The sequence below is a fragment of the Pseudomonas sp. NPDC089569 genome, from assembly GCF_050280625.1.
Classification (GTDB): domain Bacteria; phylum Pseudomonadota; class Gammaproteobacteria; order Pseudomonadales; family Pseudomonadaceae; genus Aquipseudomonas.
Genome location: NZ_JBNNVQ010000126.1, coordinates 1 through 15,450 on the forward strand (window position 1 = coordinate 1; position 15,450 = coordinate 15,450).

Sequence of the window (15,450 nt, forward strand, 5' to 3'; positions counted from 1 at the left end):
ATCGGGCACATCCGCCAGGCCAACGTCGGCAAGGTCTGCCTGTCCAATACCCATCCGTTCGTACGCGAGTTGTGGGGCCGCAACTGGTGTTTCGCTCTGTCGGTGGCAACCTGCAAGCCGAAGTGACGCTGTTCGCCGAAGACGCGCTGACTGCCGACCTGGCCAAACTGAGCAACGAACTGCGCTTCGTGCTGATCACTTCGACCGCCAGTGTCGCGCCATTGGCGCAAGCACCGGCGGATGCCGTGGTCACCGAAGTCAGCGGCCTGAAGCTGAAGATCGTCAAGTCGAACCACGCCAAGTGCGCCCGTTGCTGGCACTGCCGTGAAGACGTCGGTGTGAACCCGGAACATCCGGAAATCTGCGGTCGTTGCGTCGACAACATCAGCGGTACCGGCGAGGTTCGTCACTATGCCTAATGCCGTTGGCCGTTTCGGACGGCTGAGCTGGCTCTGGTTGAGTTTGCTGGTCCTGGTCATCGACCAGGCCAGCAAGTTCTACTTCGAAGGCAAGCTCCAGATGTACCAGCAGATTGTGATCATCCCCGATTACTTCAGCTGGACCCTGGCCTATAACACCGGCGCGGCATTCAGCTTCCTGGCCGACAGCTCAGGCTGGCAACGCTGGCTGTTTGCCCTGATCGCCGTTGTGGTCAGTGCGGTGCTGGTGGTCTGGCTCAAGCGCCTGGGGCGCAACGAGACCTGGCTGGCAATCGCCCTGGCGCTGGTGCTGGGTGGCGCGCTGGGCAATCTGTATGACCGCATCGCCCTGGGCCATGTGATCGATTTCATCCTGGTGCATTGGCAGAATCGCTGGTACTTCCCCGCGTTCAACTTTGCCGACAGCGCAATTACCGTTGGTGCGGTGATGCTGGCACTGGATATGTTCAAAAGTAAAAAGACCGGAGAAACCGTTCATGACTGAACAGGTATTGGCTGAGCAGCGTATCGGCCAGAACACGGAAGTCACCTTGCATTTCGCATTGCGCCTGGAGAACGGCGACACGGTGGACAGCACCTTCGACAAGGCCCCGGCGACCTTCAAGGTCGGTGATGGCAACCTCTTGCCAGGTTTCGAAGCGGCATTGTTCGGTTTCAAGGCGGGCGACAAGCGTACACTGAGCGTTGAGCCTGAAAACGCTTTCGGTCAGCCCAACCCGCAAAACGTGCAGGTCATGCCGCGCTCTCAGTTCCAGGATATGGAACTGTCGCCGGGTTTGTTGGTGATCTTCAACGATGCGGCCAATACTGAATTGCCGGGCGTGGTGAAAGAGTTCGACGACGCGCAGGTGACCGTCGACTTCAACCACCCGCTGGCTGGCAAGACGCTGACCTTTGACGTGGAAATCATCTCCGTCAAGGCGTTGTAGGTAACAACGCGGATACCTTGTGGGAGCGGGCTTGCCCGCGATAGCTATGCATCAGCCGACATCAATGTTGACTGACAGACCCTTATCGCGGGCAAGCCCGCTCCCACATGGATTGCAGTGATCAAATTTATTGCGCGCAAGACACGAGGCACAGCATGCAAATCAAACTCGCCAACCCCCGTGGCTTCTGCGCCGGCGTGGATCGGGCGATCGAAATCGTCAACCGCGCCCTGGAGGTCTTCGGACCGCCGATCTATGTGCGCCATGAAGTGGTCCACAACAAATTCGTCGTCGAAGACTTGCGCAATCGTGGCGCAGTTTTTGTCGAGGAACTGGATCAGGTGCCGGACGACGTGATCGTGATCTTCAGCGCCCACGGTGTTTCCCAGGCGGTGCGTAGCGAAGCCGCCGGTCGTGGCCTGAAAGTATTCGACGCCACCTGCCCGCTGGTGACCAAGGTGCACATCGAAGTCGCGCGCTACAGTCGCGACGGCCGTGAATGCATCCTCATCGGCCACGCCGGTCACCCGGAAGTCGAAGGCACTATGGGCCAGTACGACGCCAGCAATGGCGGGGCGATCTATCTGGTCGAAGACGAGAACGACGTCGCCGAACTGCAGGTGCGCAACCCCGACAAACTGGCATTCGTGACCCAGACCACGCTGTCCATGGACGATACCAGCCGCGTCATCGACGCGCTGCGTACGCGTTTCCCGGCCATTGGCGGGCCGCGCAAGGACGACATCTGCTACGCCACGCAAAACCGTCAGGACGCGGTCAAGCAACTGGCTGACGAATGCGATGTCGTGTTGGTTGTCGGCAGTCCGAACAGCTCCAACTCCAATCGCTTGCGCGAACTCGCCGAGCGTATGTCCACGCCGGCCTACCTGATCGACGGTGCCGAGGACCTGCAAAAGAGCTGGTTCGATGGTGTCGAGCGCATCGGCATCACCGCGGGCGCTTCTGCTCCAGAAGTCCTGGTGCGTGGCGTGATCCAGCAATTGCAGGCCTGGGGAGCGACCGGCGCCGATGAGCTGGCGGGGCGTGAGGAAAACATCACGTTCTCCATGCCCAAGGAGCTGCGGGTCCGTTCGCTGTCCTGAATTTCTACTTCTCGCATAACGGATGTGCAGATCTTTCGCTGCGCAGGCTGATACGACCACTGCGGGCCAGTACCACCTGGTACTGGCTCACCGGTTCGCGCGCAGCGCAAATGTGCAAAGTCCCTGACTGAAGGCCGTTGCTCAAGGGTTCGCCCAATGGACCGAACCGCGCGGCTGTCCTGATATGCTGATTGCCGAAAATTGGCACCCCGATGCCGCTGCGATGCTCCATCAGCAGTGGATTGCTATCGTCTTCATGCCCCTTGCCACTCACATCCAGAATGATCCGCCAGCCCTGGCCCCAGTCCCCGTTGATGCCGTGAATGACCACGGTCTGGTTTCGCGATATCGCTTCGCTTCTTGCGCTGCGCATGCCGCTGGCGAGTGACCTCGCGGCCTCCGCAAGCTGGGTCGATTCTGTCAATGCGGCGTACGCCGGACTGACCAAGTGCAGAACAATTCCGGCAATTGTCAGTCCGATGAGCAGTTCAATCAGGCTGAATCCCTTTTGATGCATGACATCTTCCTCCCTGAAGCGGTTTGTCCCGTGCGATCCATGCACGCAATGCAATCGGTCGAGTGGTTTGCCGAGTCATTGCAGGTATAGCCAACGGCGACAGAGGGCATTGATGCAATACCGTTCAAAAGGTTTCACGCTGATCGAGTTGCTGGTGGCGCTGAGTGTTTTTCTGGTCCTGATCACCCTCGCGATGCCGGCATTCACCCGCTCGGCGCAAATCACCAGGGCCGATACCGAGATCGGCGACCTGCGACGGGGGCTAAATTTCGCCCGCCTGGAAGCCATCGACCGAGGCGTGACTATCCGGGTCCGCCCGACAGCGGACTCGGGTATCTGGACCGGGGAGTTGTCGGTGTATGACGGTACAGGCAAGCCGGCCAATGTATTGCGGGTTATTCCGGCTATGAGCAGTGGCGCGACTCTGACACTACCCTCTGGTGTGACCGCCATCGATTTCAACAACCTTGGTGGCTTGTCCTCACCGCCCTCGGCGATGGTGATCAGCTATGCGCTGGGAGCGCAACGCAGGACGCTGAATGTGTGTTTGAACGGACGAATTCTATTGGGTGGAAGTTGCGGATGAGGCCAGGGAGCAAGTGTGCACAGGAAGGCATGTCGCTGATCGAAGTTCTGGTTGCCTTGGTGGTTCTCGGTGTTGGGATGCTGGGGGCGGCGGCGTTGCAATTGAGTGCGCTGAAGTACACCGACAGTGCGCGAATGACCAGTCAGGCCAGTTTTATCGCCTACGACATGATGGATCGCATTCGCGCCAATGCGGCTGCCGACTACACCGTTACGCCACCGACCTCCGGCAACCTCAATGTCGCCCGGGACCAGGATCTCTACGATTTCACCCGCAATATCGTCAATTTCGGCGGTCCCACGGCGACCGGCAGCATCACCCTCAACCAGCAGGTGTACACCATCACCATTACTTGGGATGACGCTCGCGCTGCCAACAGCGCGGACTCCCGCCGAAGTCTGGTGCTCTCCAGTCGGGCGACCGTCGACCCGGTGGCGACGCCATGAGCCGAACGCAGAAAGGTTTCGGCCTGATCGAGTTGCTGATTGCCCTGGCCTTGAGCCTGATCGTCGTGATGGGCGTGGTTCAGGTTTTCATTGCCGCTAAAAATACCTACATCAGCCAGAACAGCGCAGCGGTCATGCAGGAAGATGCGCGCTTCGTGCTGAGCAAAATGATTCAGGAGATTCGCATGGTCGGTATGTTCGGATGCCTGGAGACGATAATGGCTGACCGCTCGGCAGTTGGTTTCGATGCTGCCCGGACCACGCCGATCAGTTGGGATAATGCCGACCACAGGCTCACGCTGGTGACTGCGGATATCGGCGGCAATGGCAGGCCGCCCACTTGGACGGTCATTTCAGACTGCCGAAACAGCTCGACAGCCTATGTCGAGTCTCACCCAGCGGCCCCGGGGCAGCTGGCGTTTCCGATCCGGCGTTTGATCTACCGGCTGAAGGACGGGCAACTGACGGTGGGAGTCGGCGGGGGCAAACCGAGACAGGACGCACTGATAGACAATGTCAGCGCCTTCAACGTGAGCTTCGGCCTTGCCAGTTCCGCTTCCGAGGCGGCGGCTACCAGCTACAGCAGCAACCCGTCGGACCCGGCCCGGATTCGAAGCGTGCGATTGAGCCTGACCCTCACGGATCCTCACAACCGGGTAAGTGATCAAACCTTCAACGTGGTTGCCGCGCTGCGCAACCGCTTGCCATGAGGAGGCAGGCGATGGGTGTTTCTTCCGCGGTTATCCGAACCCAGCGTGGCATGGCGCTGCTGGTAAGCCTGGTGTTTCTGCTGTTGCTGACCTTTATTGGCATTTCATCGATGCAGAACGCCACCCTGCAGGAAAAAATGGCCGGCAGCGTGAATTTGCGCAATCAGTCGTTCCAGAGCGCCGAAGCCGTGTTGCGCACAGGTGAAAGCGCGGTGCAAAAGGACAGCTTTGCATTGGCGCAGTGCAACGGCACGGTTCAATGCGCGCCACCGGCGGAATCCTCGGTCGTAAAGACCGCAGGATTCAATTCCACTTCGGGGGTGACCTGGATCGCTTCCGGCAACGGCTTCTATGGTGTGCAAAACATCGGTTCCACTCAGAAGGCTGTGAATGTGCCAAGCAATACTGCGGCCACCTTGTATCGGGTAACCGCAGTGGGCTTGGCGGGTAACTCGCGCAGCGTCGTGGAGAGTATTTATGCGAAGTACTGAGGGGCGCACTCGGCATTGGCGGCTTATGTGCGGCGCCTTGCTGGGCCTGTACCTGGCGGCGCCGGAGCTTGCTGCTTCCACTTCGGATTTGCCCTTGCCGAGTGGCGAACGGGTGGTCATTCGGGAATGTCAGCTACCGGGCCGGACCGTATTCATTTTGGCCAGTGTGGATGCCACGGACCCCTGCGCCAGCCTCGACAACGGCAAACTGGTCGAGCTGGATGCATTCAGCGGTAAGATGCTCGATTACGCGGTGCTCGACACCAATAACGACCAAATGCTCGACAGCGCCGACCTGGTATCCAACGGCGTCGTCTTCACCGGGGACATCCCGACCCTGAACGCCATCAGCAAACGCGTGAACGATTCCAGTGGCAGCCTTGGCGTTCCGGTGGAAAAATCCGGCGGCGGCAGCCGTCGCATCATGTGGCGACAAATACAGTAAGCGAGAATTGAGGCATGCACAGATCCAACCGCGGTTTTACCCTGATCGAAATCATGATCGTGATTGCGATCATCGGAATTGTCATGACCATCGCGGCTCCCAGCTTTACCGAATACCTGAACAAGGGGCGTCGTACCGAAGTGGCCGGCCTGCTTTCCGAGCAGGCGCAGATCCTTGAGCGTTTCTACTCACAAAAGAATGTTTACACCGGTGTCGAGGGCCTGAGCGCCGGCAACGACTACTACAGCATTACCCCGACCCTGACCGACCAGACCTTTGTGCTGACGGCGGTACGCAAGGCAGGTACGAGCATGGCCAATGACAAGTGCGGTGATTTCACCCTGGCCAATACCGGTGTGCGTAGCATGGTCAATGCCACGGCGGGGCTGACCGCCAAGGATTGCTGGGGGCGCTGATTTTTTTGCGGGTGCGTTTTGCACCCTCTGTCTATTTATCGGTTGGATCAGAATATGACCAGGCAACAACAAGTGGTGATTGTCGGTGGTGGGGTAATCGGCCTGCTGACGGCGTTCAATCTCGCTTCCGAAGTGCAGAGTGTCGTGCTGCTGGACCGTTCGAGCGTCGGTCAGGAGTCTTCCTGGGCAGGGGGCGGCATTGTGTCGCCGCTTTATCCCTGGCGCTACAACCCGGCGGTCACGGCGTTGGCCCATTGGTCCCAGGACTTTTATCCACAGCTGGGCGAGCGCTTGTTTGCGGCTACCGGGGTTGATCCCGAGGTCCACACGACTGGATTGTATTGGCTGGACCTGGATGATGAAGCCGAGGCGCTGGCGTGGGCCGAGCGGGAAAACCGACCGTTGCGGTCTGTGGACATCTCGGCGACCCATGACGCGGTGCCAGTGCTGGGTGGTGGTTTTACTCGCGCGATCTACATGGCGGACGTTGCCAACGTACGCAATCCGCGCCTGGTGAAGTCGCTCAAGGCCGCATTGCAGGCGCTGCCGAACGTAACGATCCATGAGCAGTGCGAGGTCAGCGGGTTTATTCGTCAGGATCAAAAAATTGTCGGTGTGCAGACTTCTGCAGGCGCAGTCCATGGCGATCAAGTGGTGCTGACCGCTGGCGCCTGGAGTGGCGACTTGCTCAAGAGCCTTGGGCTGCAGCTGCCTGTCGAGCCGGTGAAGGGGCAGATGATTCTCTACAAATGTGCAGCGGACTTCCTGCCGAGCATGGTGCTGGCCAAAGGACGCTATGCGATTCCTCGCCGCGACGGGCATATTCTGATTGGCAGTACGCTGGAGCATGAAGGCTACGACAAGACGCCAACCGGGGAGGCACTGGAGAGTCTCAAGGCTTCGGCGGTCGAGTTGATTCCTGCGTTGGCAACGGCAGAAGTGGTAGGGCATTGGGCCGGCTTGAGACCGGGTTCGCCGGAAGGTATTCCCTACATTGGCCAAGTGCCGGGCTTCGATGGCTTGTGGCTCAATTGCGGGCACTTCCGTAACGGCCTGGTACTGGCGCCGGCATCATGCCAGTTGTTGGCGGATGTAATGTTGGGCAGGTCGCCGATCATCGATCCGGCGCCGTATGCTCCGGTGGGGCGTATCTGACTCTCGCTCCTACAGGCGAACCCGGCTCAATCCAGTCCGAATTTCTTGAGCCGGTACCGCATCGACCTGAACGAAAGGCTCAGCCGCTGAGCCGCCGCCGTGCGGTTCCAGCGGGTTTCTTCCAGGGCCTGGAGAATGAGCTGGCGCTCGACGTTTTCCAGATAGACCTCCAGATTGTCTATCTGCGTGAGGTCCGGTGCCCCCCCTTGCGTGGCACGGTTGCCTTCGGTCAGGCGCAAGTCACTGGCCTCGATCTGATTGTTTTCGCATAACGTGTGGGCCCGTTCGAGCATGTTCTCCAGCTCGCGGACATTGCCGGGAAATCGGAAGCCTTTGAGCGCATCGAGGGCTTGCGGATGGAGTTTGACGACCGGTTGGCCCGTGTCGATAGCCAGGCGCTTGAGCATCTGAATGGCCAGCAGTTCGATGTCGTCGCGGCGTTCGCGCAGGGGAGGAACCCGTAGCTCGATCACGTTCAGCCGATAGTACAGATCCTGGCGAAAGCGCCCGGCGGCCACCTCCGCCGCCAGGTCTTTGTGGGTGGCGCAGAGAATGCGTACATCGACCACCTGCTCCTGTTGTCCGCCGATGCTGCGCACGGCTTTTTCCTGAATGGCCCGCAGCAGTTTGACCTGCATCGGCAGTGGCAGGTCTGCCACTTCATCGAGGAACAGGGTGCCGCCATGGGCCGTCTGGAACAGTCCGGGCTTGTCTTCAATGGCGCCGCTGAAGCTGCCTTTGCGATGTCCGAAAAATTCGCTTTCCATCAGTTCCGTGGGGATGGCGCCGCAATTGACCGCAACAAAGGCCTGGCGGGGGCGTGGTCCGCGATCATGGATCAGGCGAGCCACCAACTCCTTGCCGCTGCCGGACTCGCCGCTGATGTACACCGGCGCCTGGCTGCGGGCAAGCTTGTCGATCTGTTTGCGCAGGTTGCGCATGGGCAACGAGTCGCCCAGCAAGCGGCGATCGATTGTGCCGCCGTGGGCGGGCAGTGGCAGGGCGCTGGTGACCAGTTCGCGCAAACGGATGAGGTCCACTGGTTTGGTCAAAAAGTCGTAGGCACCGGCCTTGAGGGCGCTGATCGCTGTTTCGACACTGCCATGGGCGGTGATCATGGCCACCGGGACGCGCGGGTAACATTGCTGTACGTGTTGGACCAGTTCCAGACCGCTGCCATCAGGCAGGCGCATGTCGGTCAGGCACAGGTCGAATGTCTCGTGTTTCAAGAGCGCCCGCGCCTCGTTGGCGCTGCGGGCACTGCAGGTATCGAGCTTCATCCGGCCGAGGGTGATTTCCAGAAGTTCGCGGATGTCCGGCTCGTCGTCGACGATCAGGACCTTTTGCCGAGGGTTCATCTTCAACCTTGTCTCCATCCGTGAGCAAAGGTGATACGAAAGCCGCCGCCGTCCTGGCGTGGCCTGTAATCCTGGCGGGACAGTTGCAGGACGTTTTCGATTTCCCGATTCATTCGCTGAGCGTGGTCTTGAATAATCTGCGTCAGACGCTGAACCGCGCTGTTGAGTTCCTCTGGTTCTCGCAATAGCTGCCCGGCATGACTGATGGCACTCGGCCGGTTGCGGATCGGGTGGACGCCGGTTGTCAGGCGCCCGAGGGCAGCAGGTTTCAGTTGTCGGGCCTGCCGGGAGATCCAGACCCGCCTGACTCGGTGAGTGGGCGTCTCAGCGGCCACTGCTACCGGGGCCTTGCTCCAGATGGGCCTGGCTGCAATACCACTGTTGCTGGTAGTTCAGTGCGCGATCGCGAGGCAGATGCACGCCGCAATGGGCACAGCGAACCATGGGTGCCGCTTCCAGTTCGGCAGGGGACTTGGGTACGGCGGCCTGTCCCTTGTACTTGCGCCAGAACCATACGGCGGCGGCGATCACGGCGATCCAGAACAATAAACGAAGCATGATGAGCGGCTTTTTGGCTGATGATCCGGCAGTTTAGCCCGTGACATTGCTGGCGCACAGCGTAAAGCCGCGCACAAAAAATGGCGCAATAAAAAAGGGAGACTCGAAAGTCTCCCTTTGCACACTGTCGGTCGTGTCAGTCGAACACGCCGAAGGTCATGTAGCTGAACCAGGAACGGTCCTTGTTGTTGCCTTCGGCTTCGTGATCTTCTTCCTGGATCACATCACCGTTGCCGTCTTTGGGCTTGAGCTCGCTCGGGATCGCATCCTTGGCATCCTGGAATTGCTTCTGCACGTCCTGGTTGGCGCGGGTTTCTCCCGGTGGCAGCGGTGGACGGGACTCGATCAGGCCCAGGGTGGCCTTGCTCAGCCACGAACGGTTATCGGCTTCGGCGACCGAAGGCACGAACTGGCCGTCAACCAGGCTTGGGTGGTTCGGGTAGTTGAGTTTCAGGGTTTCGAGGCTGGTGGCGGCCAGATCGTCCAGGTGCAGACGCTGGTAGGCCTCGGTCATCACCGCCAGGCCATCGCCGACCGACGGGGTTTCCTGGAAGTTTTCAACGACGTAGCGGCCACGGTTGGCAGCGGCGACATAGGCCTGACGGGTCAGGTAGTAGTCGGCAACGTGAATTTCGTAGGAGGCCAGCAGGTTGCGCAGGTAGATCATGCGCTGCTTGGCATCCGGTGCGTAACGGCTGTTGGGGTAGCGGCTGGTCAGCTGGGCGAACTCGTTGTAGGAGTCGCGGGCGGCGCCCGGGTCACGCTTGGTCATGTCCAGTGGCAGGAAACGCGCCAGCAGGCCGACGTCCTGGTCGAAAGAAGTCAGGCCCTTGAGGTAGTAGGCGTAATCGACGTTCGGATGCTGCGGGTGCAGACGAATGAAACGTTCGGCCGCGGCTTTTGCAGCCTCAGGCTCGGCGTTCTTGTAGTTGGCGTAGATGAGTTCGAGTTGCGCCTGATCGGCATAGCGACCGAACGGATAACGCGATTCCAGGGCCTTCAGCTTGGCGGTGGCGGCGTTGTAGCTGTTGTTGTCCAGATCGGTTTGAGCCTGCTGGTACAGCTCGACTTCACTCAGGTTTTCGTCTACGACTTCCTTCGATGAGCAAGCAGCGGTCAATGCGAGGATGGCGATCAGCAGCAGGTGTTTCACTTGCATGGCGGCTTGCGTCCCTATGACGGCCGCTGTCTTGGGCGTGGCCGTCCTGTTATGATGAGCGCCCCGTTGAGTAGCCTCGGGGCAAAAGACGCAGTATTTAACCACAAGCGCGCAGCCGAAACCAAAGGCTGTGCCGACGCCCAGTCCGAGCATGTCCGATAAAATTGAACTTCGCGCAGAGGTGCCGTCCGAATTGGGCGGCCAACGCCTCGATCAAGTCGCCGCACAGTTATTCGCCGAGTACTCACGCTCGCGCCTTTCCGCCTGGATCAAGGACGGCCGCCTGACGGTGGACGGCGCAGCCATACGTCCGCGAGACATCGTTCACGGCGGCGCCATCCTTGAACTCACTGCCGAGCAGGAAGCCCAGGGCGAATGGGTCGCTCAGGACATCGCGCTGGACATCGTCTATGAAGACGACGACATCCTGGTGATCAACAAGCCTGCGGGCCTGGTGGTGCACCCAGCGGCCGGTCACGCAGATGGCACTTTGCTCAACGCCTTGCTGCATCACGTACCGGATATCGTCAATGTACCCCGCGCCGGTATCGTGCATCGTCTGGACAAGGACACCACCGGTCTGATGGTGGTCGCCAAGACCGTACAGGCGCAGACGAAACTGGTTGCACAGTTGCAGAGCCGCAGCGTCAGCCGTATCTATGAATGCATCGTTATCGGTGTCGTGACCGCCGGCGGCAAGATCAACGCACCGATCGGTCGTCATGGCCAGCAGCGCCAACGCATGGCCGTGATGGAGGGTGGCAAGCAAGCCGTCAGTCATTACCGTGTGCTGGAGCGTTTTCGTTCCCATACCCATGTGCGGGTAAAGCTGGAAACCGGCCGTACGCACCAGATTCGCGTGCACATGGCGCACATCAACTTCCCATTGGTCGGGGACCCGGCCTACGGTGGTCGTTTCCGCATCCCGCCGGCTGCCAACCCGACCATGGTCGATTCGTTGAAGAACTTCCCGCGTCAGGCGCTGCACGCCCGATTCCTGGAGCTGGATCATCCGACGACCGGCAAGCGCATGAGCTGGGAATCGCCGTTGCCGGAAGATTTCGTCTGGTTGCTGACCCTGCTCAAGCAAGACCGCGAGGCGTTCATCGGATGAGTGACTGGCTGATTCCTGACTGGCCCGCACCGGCCGGGGTCAAAGCTTGTGTTACCACCCGTGCGGGCGGTGTCAGCCTGGCACCGTTCGACAGCCTCAACCTCGGTGATCACGTCGACGACAACCCTGAAGCTGTCGCCGAGAACCGTCGTCGCCTGACCGATCATTTCTCCATGCGCCCGGCCTGGCTGCAGCAGGTCCACGGCATTGTCGTGGCTCATGCCGATCCGGATCGGGTGGTCACTGCCGACGCCAGCTGGACGTCCACCCCCGGCGTCGCCTGTGCGGCAATGACTGCCGACTGCCTGCCTGCATTGTTTTGCGACCGTGCCGGCACCCGAGTGGCGGCAGCCCACGCCGGTTGGCGCGGGTTGGCAGCGGGCGTGCTGGAAGCGACGCTCGATAGCCTGGCGGTACCCCCCGCCGAAGTACTTGTCTGGTTGGGTCCGGCCATTGGCCCGCAAGCCTTTGAAGTCGGCCCGGAAGTGCGCGAAACCTTCGTCCGGCAGTTACCGCAAGCGGCAGACGCCTTCGTGCCGAGTCAAAACCCCGGCAAATACATGGCTGACATCTATATGTTGGCACGCTTGCGCCTGGCTGCCCGCAATGTCACGGCTGTCTATGGTGGCGGTTTCTGCACCGTGACCGATCCTCGCTTCTTTTCCTACCGTCGTGCGTCCCGCACCGGTCGGTTCGCCTCCCTGATCTGGCTGTAATGCCCTGTCCCACGAATTCTGTTCCACTTTGACGGCGTCTGTTGCCGTCATGCTGCGTTGCCGCTTCTCGCCATAGCGGGCTATGACTCGTCGCGGCGCCTTGCCTGACGACAGCAGTCGCTCGCCAAAGAGGAACGTATTCGTAAGACAGGGCACTACCGCTAGACTGATCTGCATCAACGTCACGACGCTTGAAACTCCCGGAATCGACCGCATCTACTTTGGTATCTGGCAGGTTTCTTCATTCAGGATGTTTTTTGGTCCGGCCTGCCCAAAAGGAAGGTGACCCATGCGTATAGACCGTTTAACCAGCAAGTTGCAGTTAGCCTTGTCCGACGCCCAATCCCTGGCCGTCGGTCTTGATCATCCGGCCATCGAGCCGGCGCATTTGATGCAGGCCTTGCTCGAACAGCAGGGCGGCTCGATCAAACCCCTGTTGATGCAGGTGGGCTTCGACGTCAACAGCCTGCGTAAAGAGTTGACCAAAGAGCTCGATCAGCTGCCGAAAATCCAGAATCCGACCGGCGACGTCAACATGTCGCAGGATCTGGCGCGCCTGCTCAATCAGGCCGATCGCCTGGCCCAGCAGAAGGGTGATCAGTTCATTTCCAGTGAGTTGGTGTTGCTCGCCGCGATGGACGAGAACAGCAAGCTCGGCAAATTGTTGCTGGGGCAGGGCGTCAGCAAGAAAGCCCTGGAGAATGCGATCAATAACCTGCGTGGCGGCGAGGCGGTCAATGACCCGAACCATGAAGAGGCACGCCAGGCCCTGGACAAGTACACCGTCGACCTGACCAAGCGCGCCGAAGACGGCAAGCTTGATCCTGTGATCGGCCGTGACGATGAAATTCGCCGGACCATACAAGTCCTGCAGCGTCGTACCAAGAACAACCCGGTGCTGATCGGTGAGCCGGGCGTCGGTAAAACCGCCATCGCCGAAGGGCTGGCCCAGCGCATCATCAACGGCGAAGTGCCGGACGGTCTCAAGGGAAAGCGCCTGTTGTCTCTGGACATGGGGGCGTTGATCGCAGGTGCCAAGTATCGTGGCGAATTCGAAGAGCGACTCAAAGCGCTGCTTAACGAACTGTCGAAACAGGAAGGGCAGATCATTCTGTTCATCGATGAATTGCATACCATGGTCGGCGCCGGCAAGGGCGAAGGCTCGATGGATGCTGGCAATATGCTCAAGCCTGCCCTGGCACGCGGTGAGCTGCATTGTGTCGGTGCGACCACGCTTAACGAGTACCGCCAATATATAGAGAAGGATGCCGCGCTTGAGCGACGTTTCCAGAAGGTCCTGGTGGACGAGCCGAGCGAAGAAGACACCATTGCGATCCTTCGTGGCCTGAAAGAGCGTTACGAAGTTCACCACAAGGTGGCGATCACCGACGGTGCGATTATCGCCGCGGCCAAGCTCAGCCATCGCTATATCACTGACCGTCAGTTGCCGGACAAGGCCATCGATCTGATCGACGAAGCCGCCAGCCGCATCCGTATGGAAATCGACTCCAAGCCGGAAGTGCTGGACCGTCTGGAGCGTCGCCTGATTCAGTTGAAGGTCGAATCCCAGGCGCTGAAGAAAGAAAGCGACGACGCGGCGAAAAAGCGTCTGGAAAAATTGCAGGAAGAAATCCAGCGCCACGAACGTGAGTACTCGGACCTAGAGGAAATCTGGAACTCGGAAAAGGCCGAGGTTCAGGGCTCGGCACAGATTCAACAGAAAATTGAACAGTCCCGACAGGAACTGGAAACCGCTCGTCGCAAGGGCGACCTCAACCGCATGGCCGAGTTGCAGTACGGAGTGATCCCTGACCTGGAGCGCAGCCTGCAGATGGTCGACCAGCACGGCAAGAGCGAAAACCAGCTGCTTCGCAGCAAGGTGACCGAAGAAGAGATCGCCGAAGTCGTTTCGAAGTGGACGGGTATTCCGGTGTCGAAGATGCTCGAGGGCGAGCGCGAAAAACTGATGAAGATGGAAAGCCTGTTGCACCAGCGTGTCATTGGCCAGGATGAGGCGGTGGTCGCGGTTTCCAATGCGGTGCGGCGCTCCCGTGCCGGTTTGGCCGACCCGAATCGCCCAAGCGGTTCGTTCATGTTCCTCGGCCCGACCGGTGTCGGTAAAACGGAGCTGTGCAAGGCGTTGGCCGAATTCCTCTTCGATACCGAAGAGGCGATGGTGCGCATCGATATGTCCGAGTTCATGGAGAAGCATTCCGTGGCTCGCCTGATCGGTGCGCCACCAGGCTATGTCGGCTATGAGGAGGGCGGTTATCTGACCGAAGCGGTGCGTCGCAAGCCTTACTCGGTGATCCTGCTGGACGAGGTCGAAAAGGCGCACCCGGATGTGTTCAACATCTTGCTGCAGGTCCTGGAAGATGGTCGTCTGACCGACAGCCATGGCCGCACGGTGGATTTCAAGAATACCGTGGTGGTCATGACCTCCAACCTGGGCTCGGTGCAGATCCAGGAACTGGTGGGTGATCGTGAGGCACAGCGCGCTGCGGTAATGGATGCGATTTCCTCGCACTTCCGGCCGGAGTTCATCAACCGGGTCGACGAAGTGGTGATTTTCGAGCCATTGGCAAGGGATCAGATCGCCGGCATTACCGAGATCCAGTTGAGCCGTCTACGCAGTCGCCTGACCGAGCGGGAGCTGAAGCTGGAGTTGAGCCCTGAGGCCATGGATAAGCTGATCGCGGTCGGTTACGACCCGGTGTATGGTGCAAGGCCGCTCAAGCGGGCGATTCAGCGCTGGATCGAAAACCCGTTGGCACAGCTGATTCTCTCGGGGCGCTTCATGCCGGGAGACACCGCCAAAGGAACAGTGGAAAACGACGAGATCGTTTTTAACTGAGCCTGAGCGTCAGGCAAAAAGCTAAGGCCTCGCATTGCGAGGCCTTTTTTTCGCCAGGCTGTTGAACTTAAAGGAAAAGGCTTGTAAAGTGCGCCCCGCAGTAAGTCACCCGGCAGGGTTTCAGCTCACTGAGCTGGAATCTGAAATAAGTTGCAAATCATTAACTTGAAAGCAATTTAGGGGGTTGACAGAGGTGCTTAAGATTGTAGAATAGCGCGCCTCAGACACACGAACGCAGCGATGCGAACGAGTCGAAGAGAACGCAGTAAAGCTTCACCGTTGTAAATTGAAATGTTCAGTTCCGTGATAGCTCAGTCGGTAGAGCAAATGACTGTTAATCATTGGGTCCCAGGTTCGAGTCCTGGTCACGGAGCCAATTTCAAGCCGGGGTATAGCGCAGTCCGGTAGCGCGCCTGCTTTGGGAGCAGGATGTCAGGAGATCGAATCCCCTTA

The 15,450-nt window shown here is 59.5% G+C and carries 16 protein-coding genes, 1 tRNA gene and 4 pseudogenes; 16 read left to right on the forward strand and 5 right to left on the reverse strand.

The genetic code is table 11. The annotated features are described in order from the left end of the window. The 5 genes and pseudogenes from ACQKP2_RS28675 to ispH all read left to right on the forward strand — a co-directional run. Positions 1-96: pseudogene (locus ACQKP2_RS28675) on the forward strand (class II glutamine amidotransferase); the annotation flags it as partial. Continuing rightward, a pseudogene (locus ACQKP2_RS28680) lies at positions 96-419 on the forward strand (zinc finger domain-containing protein); the annotation flags it as partial. The pseudogenes ACQKP2_RS28675 and ACQKP2_RS28680, both read left to right, overlap by 1 nt. Then, the gene (lspA, locus tag ACQKP2_RS28685; RefSeq protein WP_008052069.1) at positions 412-924 is read left to right on the forward strand and encodes a signal peptidase II; all 513 of its coding nucleotides are present in this window, start codon (positions 412-414) and stop codon (positions 922-924) included. The pseudogene ACQKP2_RS28680 and the gene lspA, both read left to right, overlap by 8 nt. 7 nt (positions 925-931) lie before the next feature. Next, a complete protein-coding gene (fkpB, locus tag ACQKP2_RS28690) occupies positions 932-1,369 on the forward strand; it encodes an FKBP-type peptidyl-prolyl cis-trans isomerase (protein ID WP_427581558.1) in 438 nt (145 codons plus the stop codon). Between the two features lie 155 nt (positions 1,370-1,524). Beyond that, positions 1,525-2,472, forward strand: a complete 948-nt coding sequence (gene ispH, locus ACQKP2_RS28695; protein WP_427581534.1) for a 4-hydroxy-3-methylbut-2-enyl diphosphate reductase — start codon at positions 1,525-1,527, stop codon at positions 2,470-2,472. A gap of 4 nt (positions 2,473-2,476) precedes the next feature. Here the strand turns inward: ispH and ACQKP2_RS28700 are convergent, their stop codons facing one another. Further along, positions 2,477-2,989: a GspH/FimT family pseudopilin gene (locus ACQKP2_RS28700; protein ID WP_427581535.1), complete on the reverse strand. Its 513-nt coding sequence runs from the start codon at positions 2,987-2,989 to the stop codon at positions 2,477-2,479. Positions 2,990-3,101: 112 nt separating this feature from the next. On the opposite strand from ACQKP2_RS28700, the gene ACQKP2_RS28705 reads away from it, so the two are divergent. The 7 genes and pseudogenes from ACQKP2_RS28705 to thiO all read left to right on the forward strand — a co-directional run bounded on the left by ACQKP2_RS28705 (position 3,102) and on the right by thiO (position 7,238). Further along, positions 3,102-3,575, forward strand: coding sequence for a GspH/FimT family pseudopilin (locus ACQKP2_RS28705; RefSeq protein WP_427581537.1), 474 nt, complete (start codon positions 3,102-3,104; stop codon positions 3,573-3,575). After that, positions 3,572-4,021, forward strand: coding sequence for a type IV pilus modification protein PilV (gene pilV, locus ACQKP2_RS28710; RefSeq protein WP_427581538.1), 450 nt, complete (start codon positions 3,572-3,574; stop codon positions 4,019-4,021). Before ACQKP2_RS28705 ends, pilV begins: the two co-directional genes overlap by 4 nt. Then, entirely contained in the window at positions 4,018-4,731 is a 714-nt protein-coding gene (locus tag ACQKP2_RS28715; protein WP_427581540.1) for a PilW family protein, read from the forward strand. Before pilV ends, ACQKP2_RS28715 begins: the two co-directional genes overlap by 4 nt. Positions 4,732-4,742: 11 nt before the next feature. Continuing rightward, positions 4,743-5,222, forward strand: a complete 480-nt coding sequence (locus ACQKP2_RS28720) for a pilus assembly PilX family protein (RefSeq protein ID WP_427581542.1) — start codon at positions 4,743-4,745, stop codon at positions 5,220-5,222. Positions 5,223-5,322: 100 nt separating this feature from the next. Beyond that, positions 5,323-5,667: pseudogene (locus ACQKP2_RS28725) on the forward strand (pilus assembly protein); the annotation flags it as partial. A gap of 14 nt (positions 5,668-5,681) precedes the next feature. Beyond that, positions 5,682-6,083, forward strand: coding sequence for a type IV pilin protein (locus ACQKP2_RS28730; protein ID WP_427581544.1), 402 nt, complete (start codon positions 5,682-5,684; stop codon positions 6,081-6,083). 54 nt (positions 6,084-6,137) lie between these two features. Then, on the forward strand, positions 6,138-7,238 hold the full coding sequence (gene thiO, locus ACQKP2_RS28735; RefSeq protein ID WP_427581546.1) for a glycine oxidase ThiO: 1,101 nt from the start codon (positions 6,138-6,140) through the stop codon (positions 7,236-7,238). A 26-nt stretch (positions 7,239-7,264) separates the two neighbouring features. Here the strand turns inward: thiO and ACQKP2_RS28740 are convergent, their stop codons facing one another. The 4 genes and pseudogenes from ACQKP2_RS28740 to ACQKP2_RS28755 all read right to left on the reverse strand — a co-directional run bounded on the left by ACQKP2_RS28740 (position 7,265) and on the right by ACQKP2_RS28755 (position 10,313). Further along, positions 7,265-8,596 carry a sigma-54-dependent transcriptional regulator gene (locus ACQKP2_RS28740; protein WP_427581547.1) on the reverse strand — a complete coding sequence of 444 codons (1,332 nt, stop codon included), beginning with the start codon at positions 8,594-8,596 and terminating at the stop codon, positions 7,265-7,267. Positions 8,597-8,667: 71 nt separating this feature from the next. Next, positions 8,668-8,889, reverse strand: a pseudogene (locus ACQKP2_RS28745) (PAS domain-containing sensor histidine kinase); the annotation flags it as partial. A 31-nt stretch (positions 8,890-8,920) separates the two neighbouring features. Beyond that, complete coding sequence (locus ACQKP2_RS28750; RefSeq protein WP_427581549.1) at positions 8,921-9,154, reverse strand: PP0621 family protein; 234 nt, start codon at positions 9,152-9,154, stop codon at positions 8,921-8,923. Positions 9,155-9,290: 136 nt separating this feature from the next. Beyond that, positions 9,291-10,313, reverse strand: a complete 1,023-nt coding sequence (locus ACQKP2_RS28755; RefSeq protein ID WP_427581551.1) for an outer membrane protein assembly factor BamD — start codon at positions 10,311-10,313, stop codon at positions 9,291-9,293. Positions 10,314-10,464: 151 nt separating this feature from the next. On the opposite strand from ACQKP2_RS28755, the gene rluD reads away from it, so the two are divergent. The 4 genes from rluD to ACQKP2_RS28775 all read left to right on the forward strand — a co-directional run bounded on the left by rluD (position 10,465) and on the right by ACQKP2_RS28775 (position 15,373). After that, positions 10,465-11,427, forward strand: a complete 963-nt coding sequence (gene rluD, locus ACQKP2_RS28760) for a 23S rRNA pseudouridine(1911/1915/1917) synthase RluD (protein ID WP_427581552.1) — start codon at positions 10,465-10,467, stop codon at positions 11,425-11,427. After that, positions 11,424-12,143: a peptidoglycan editing factor PgeF gene (gene pgeF / locus ACQKP2_RS28765; protein ID WP_427581554.1), complete on the forward strand. Its 720-nt coding sequence runs from the start codon at positions 11,424-11,426 to the stop codon at positions 12,141-12,143. Before rluD ends, pgeF begins: the two co-directional genes overlap by 4 nt. Before the next feature lie 289 nt (positions 12,144-12,432). After that, on the forward strand, positions 12,433-14,997 hold the full coding sequence (gene clpB / locus ACQKP2_RS28770; RefSeq protein ID WP_427581556.1) for an ATP-dependent chaperone ClpB: 2,565 nt from the start codon (positions 12,433-12,435) through the stop codon (positions 14,995-14,997). Between the two features lie 300 nt (positions 14,998-15,297). Next, positions 15,298-15,373 (forward strand) — tRNA-Asn (locus tag ACQKP2_RS28775). Positions 15,374-15,450 lie beyond the last annotated feature (77 nt).

What these genes read in the sequence shown, in the direction of transcription:
- lspA (WP_008052069.1), top strand. Translation starts at nt 412, where the DNA reads ATGCCTAATGCCGTTGGCCGTTTCGGACGGCTGAGCTGGCTCTGGTTG.
- ispH (WP_427581534.1), top strand. Translation starts at nt 1,525, where the DNA reads ATGCAAATCAAACTCGCCAACCCCCGTGGCTTCTGCGCCGGCGTGGAT.
- pilV (WP_427581538.1), top strand. Translation starts at nt 3,572, where the DNA reads ATGAGGCCAGGGAGCAAGTGTGCACAGGAAGGCATGTCGCTGATCGAA.
- thiO (WP_427581546.1), top strand. Translation starts at nt 6,138, where the DNA reads ATGACCAGGCAACAACAAGTGGTGATTGTCGGTGGTGGGGTAATCGGC.
- rluD (WP_427581552.1), top strand. Translation starts at nt 10,465, where the DNA reads ATGTCCGATAAAATTGAACTTCGCGCAGAGGTGCCGTCCGAATTGGGC.
- ACQKP2_RS28755 (WP_427581551.1), bottom strand. Translation starts at nt 10,313, where the DNA reads ATGCAAGTGAAACACCTGCTGCTGATCGCCATCCTCGCATTGACCGCT.
- ACQKP2_RS28705 (WP_427581537.1), top strand. Translation starts at nt 3,102, where the DNA reads ATGCAATACCGTTCAAAAGGTTTCACGCTGATCGAGTTGCTGGTGGCG.
- ACQKP2_RS28715 (WP_427581540.1), top strand. Translation starts at nt 4,018, where the DNA reads ATGAGCCGAACGCAGAAAGGTTTCGGCCTGATCGAGTTGCTGATTGCC.
- ACQKP2_RS28700 (WP_427581535.1), bottom strand. Translation starts at nt 2,989, where the DNA reads ATGCATCAAAAGGGATTCAGCCTGATTGAACTGCTCATCGGACTGACA.
- ACQKP2_RS28750 (WP_427581549.1), bottom strand. Translation starts at nt 9,154, where the DNA reads ATGCTTCGTTTATTGTTCTGGATCGCCGTGATCGCCGCCGCCGTATGG.
- ACQKP2_RS28720 (WP_427581542.1), top strand. Translation starts at nt 4,743, where the DNA reads ATGGGTGTTTCTTCCGCGGTTATCCGAACCCAGCGTGGCATGGCGCTG.
- pgeF (WP_427581554.1), top strand. Translation starts at nt 11,424, where the DNA reads ATGAGTGACTGGCTGATTCCTGACTGGCCCGCACCGGCCGGGGTCAAA.
- ACQKP2_RS28740 (WP_427581547.1), bottom strand. Translation starts at nt 8,596, where the DNA reads ATGAACCCTCGGCAAAAGGTCCTGATCGTCGACGACGAGCCGGACATC.
- ACQKP2_RS28730 (WP_427581544.1), top strand. Translation starts at nt 5,682, where the DNA reads ATGCACAGATCCAACCGCGGTTTTACCCTGATCGAAATCATGATCGTG.
- clpB (WP_427581556.1), top strand. Translation starts at nt 12,433, where the DNA reads ATGCGTATAGACCGTTTAACCAGCAAGTTGCAGTTAGCCTTGTCCGAC.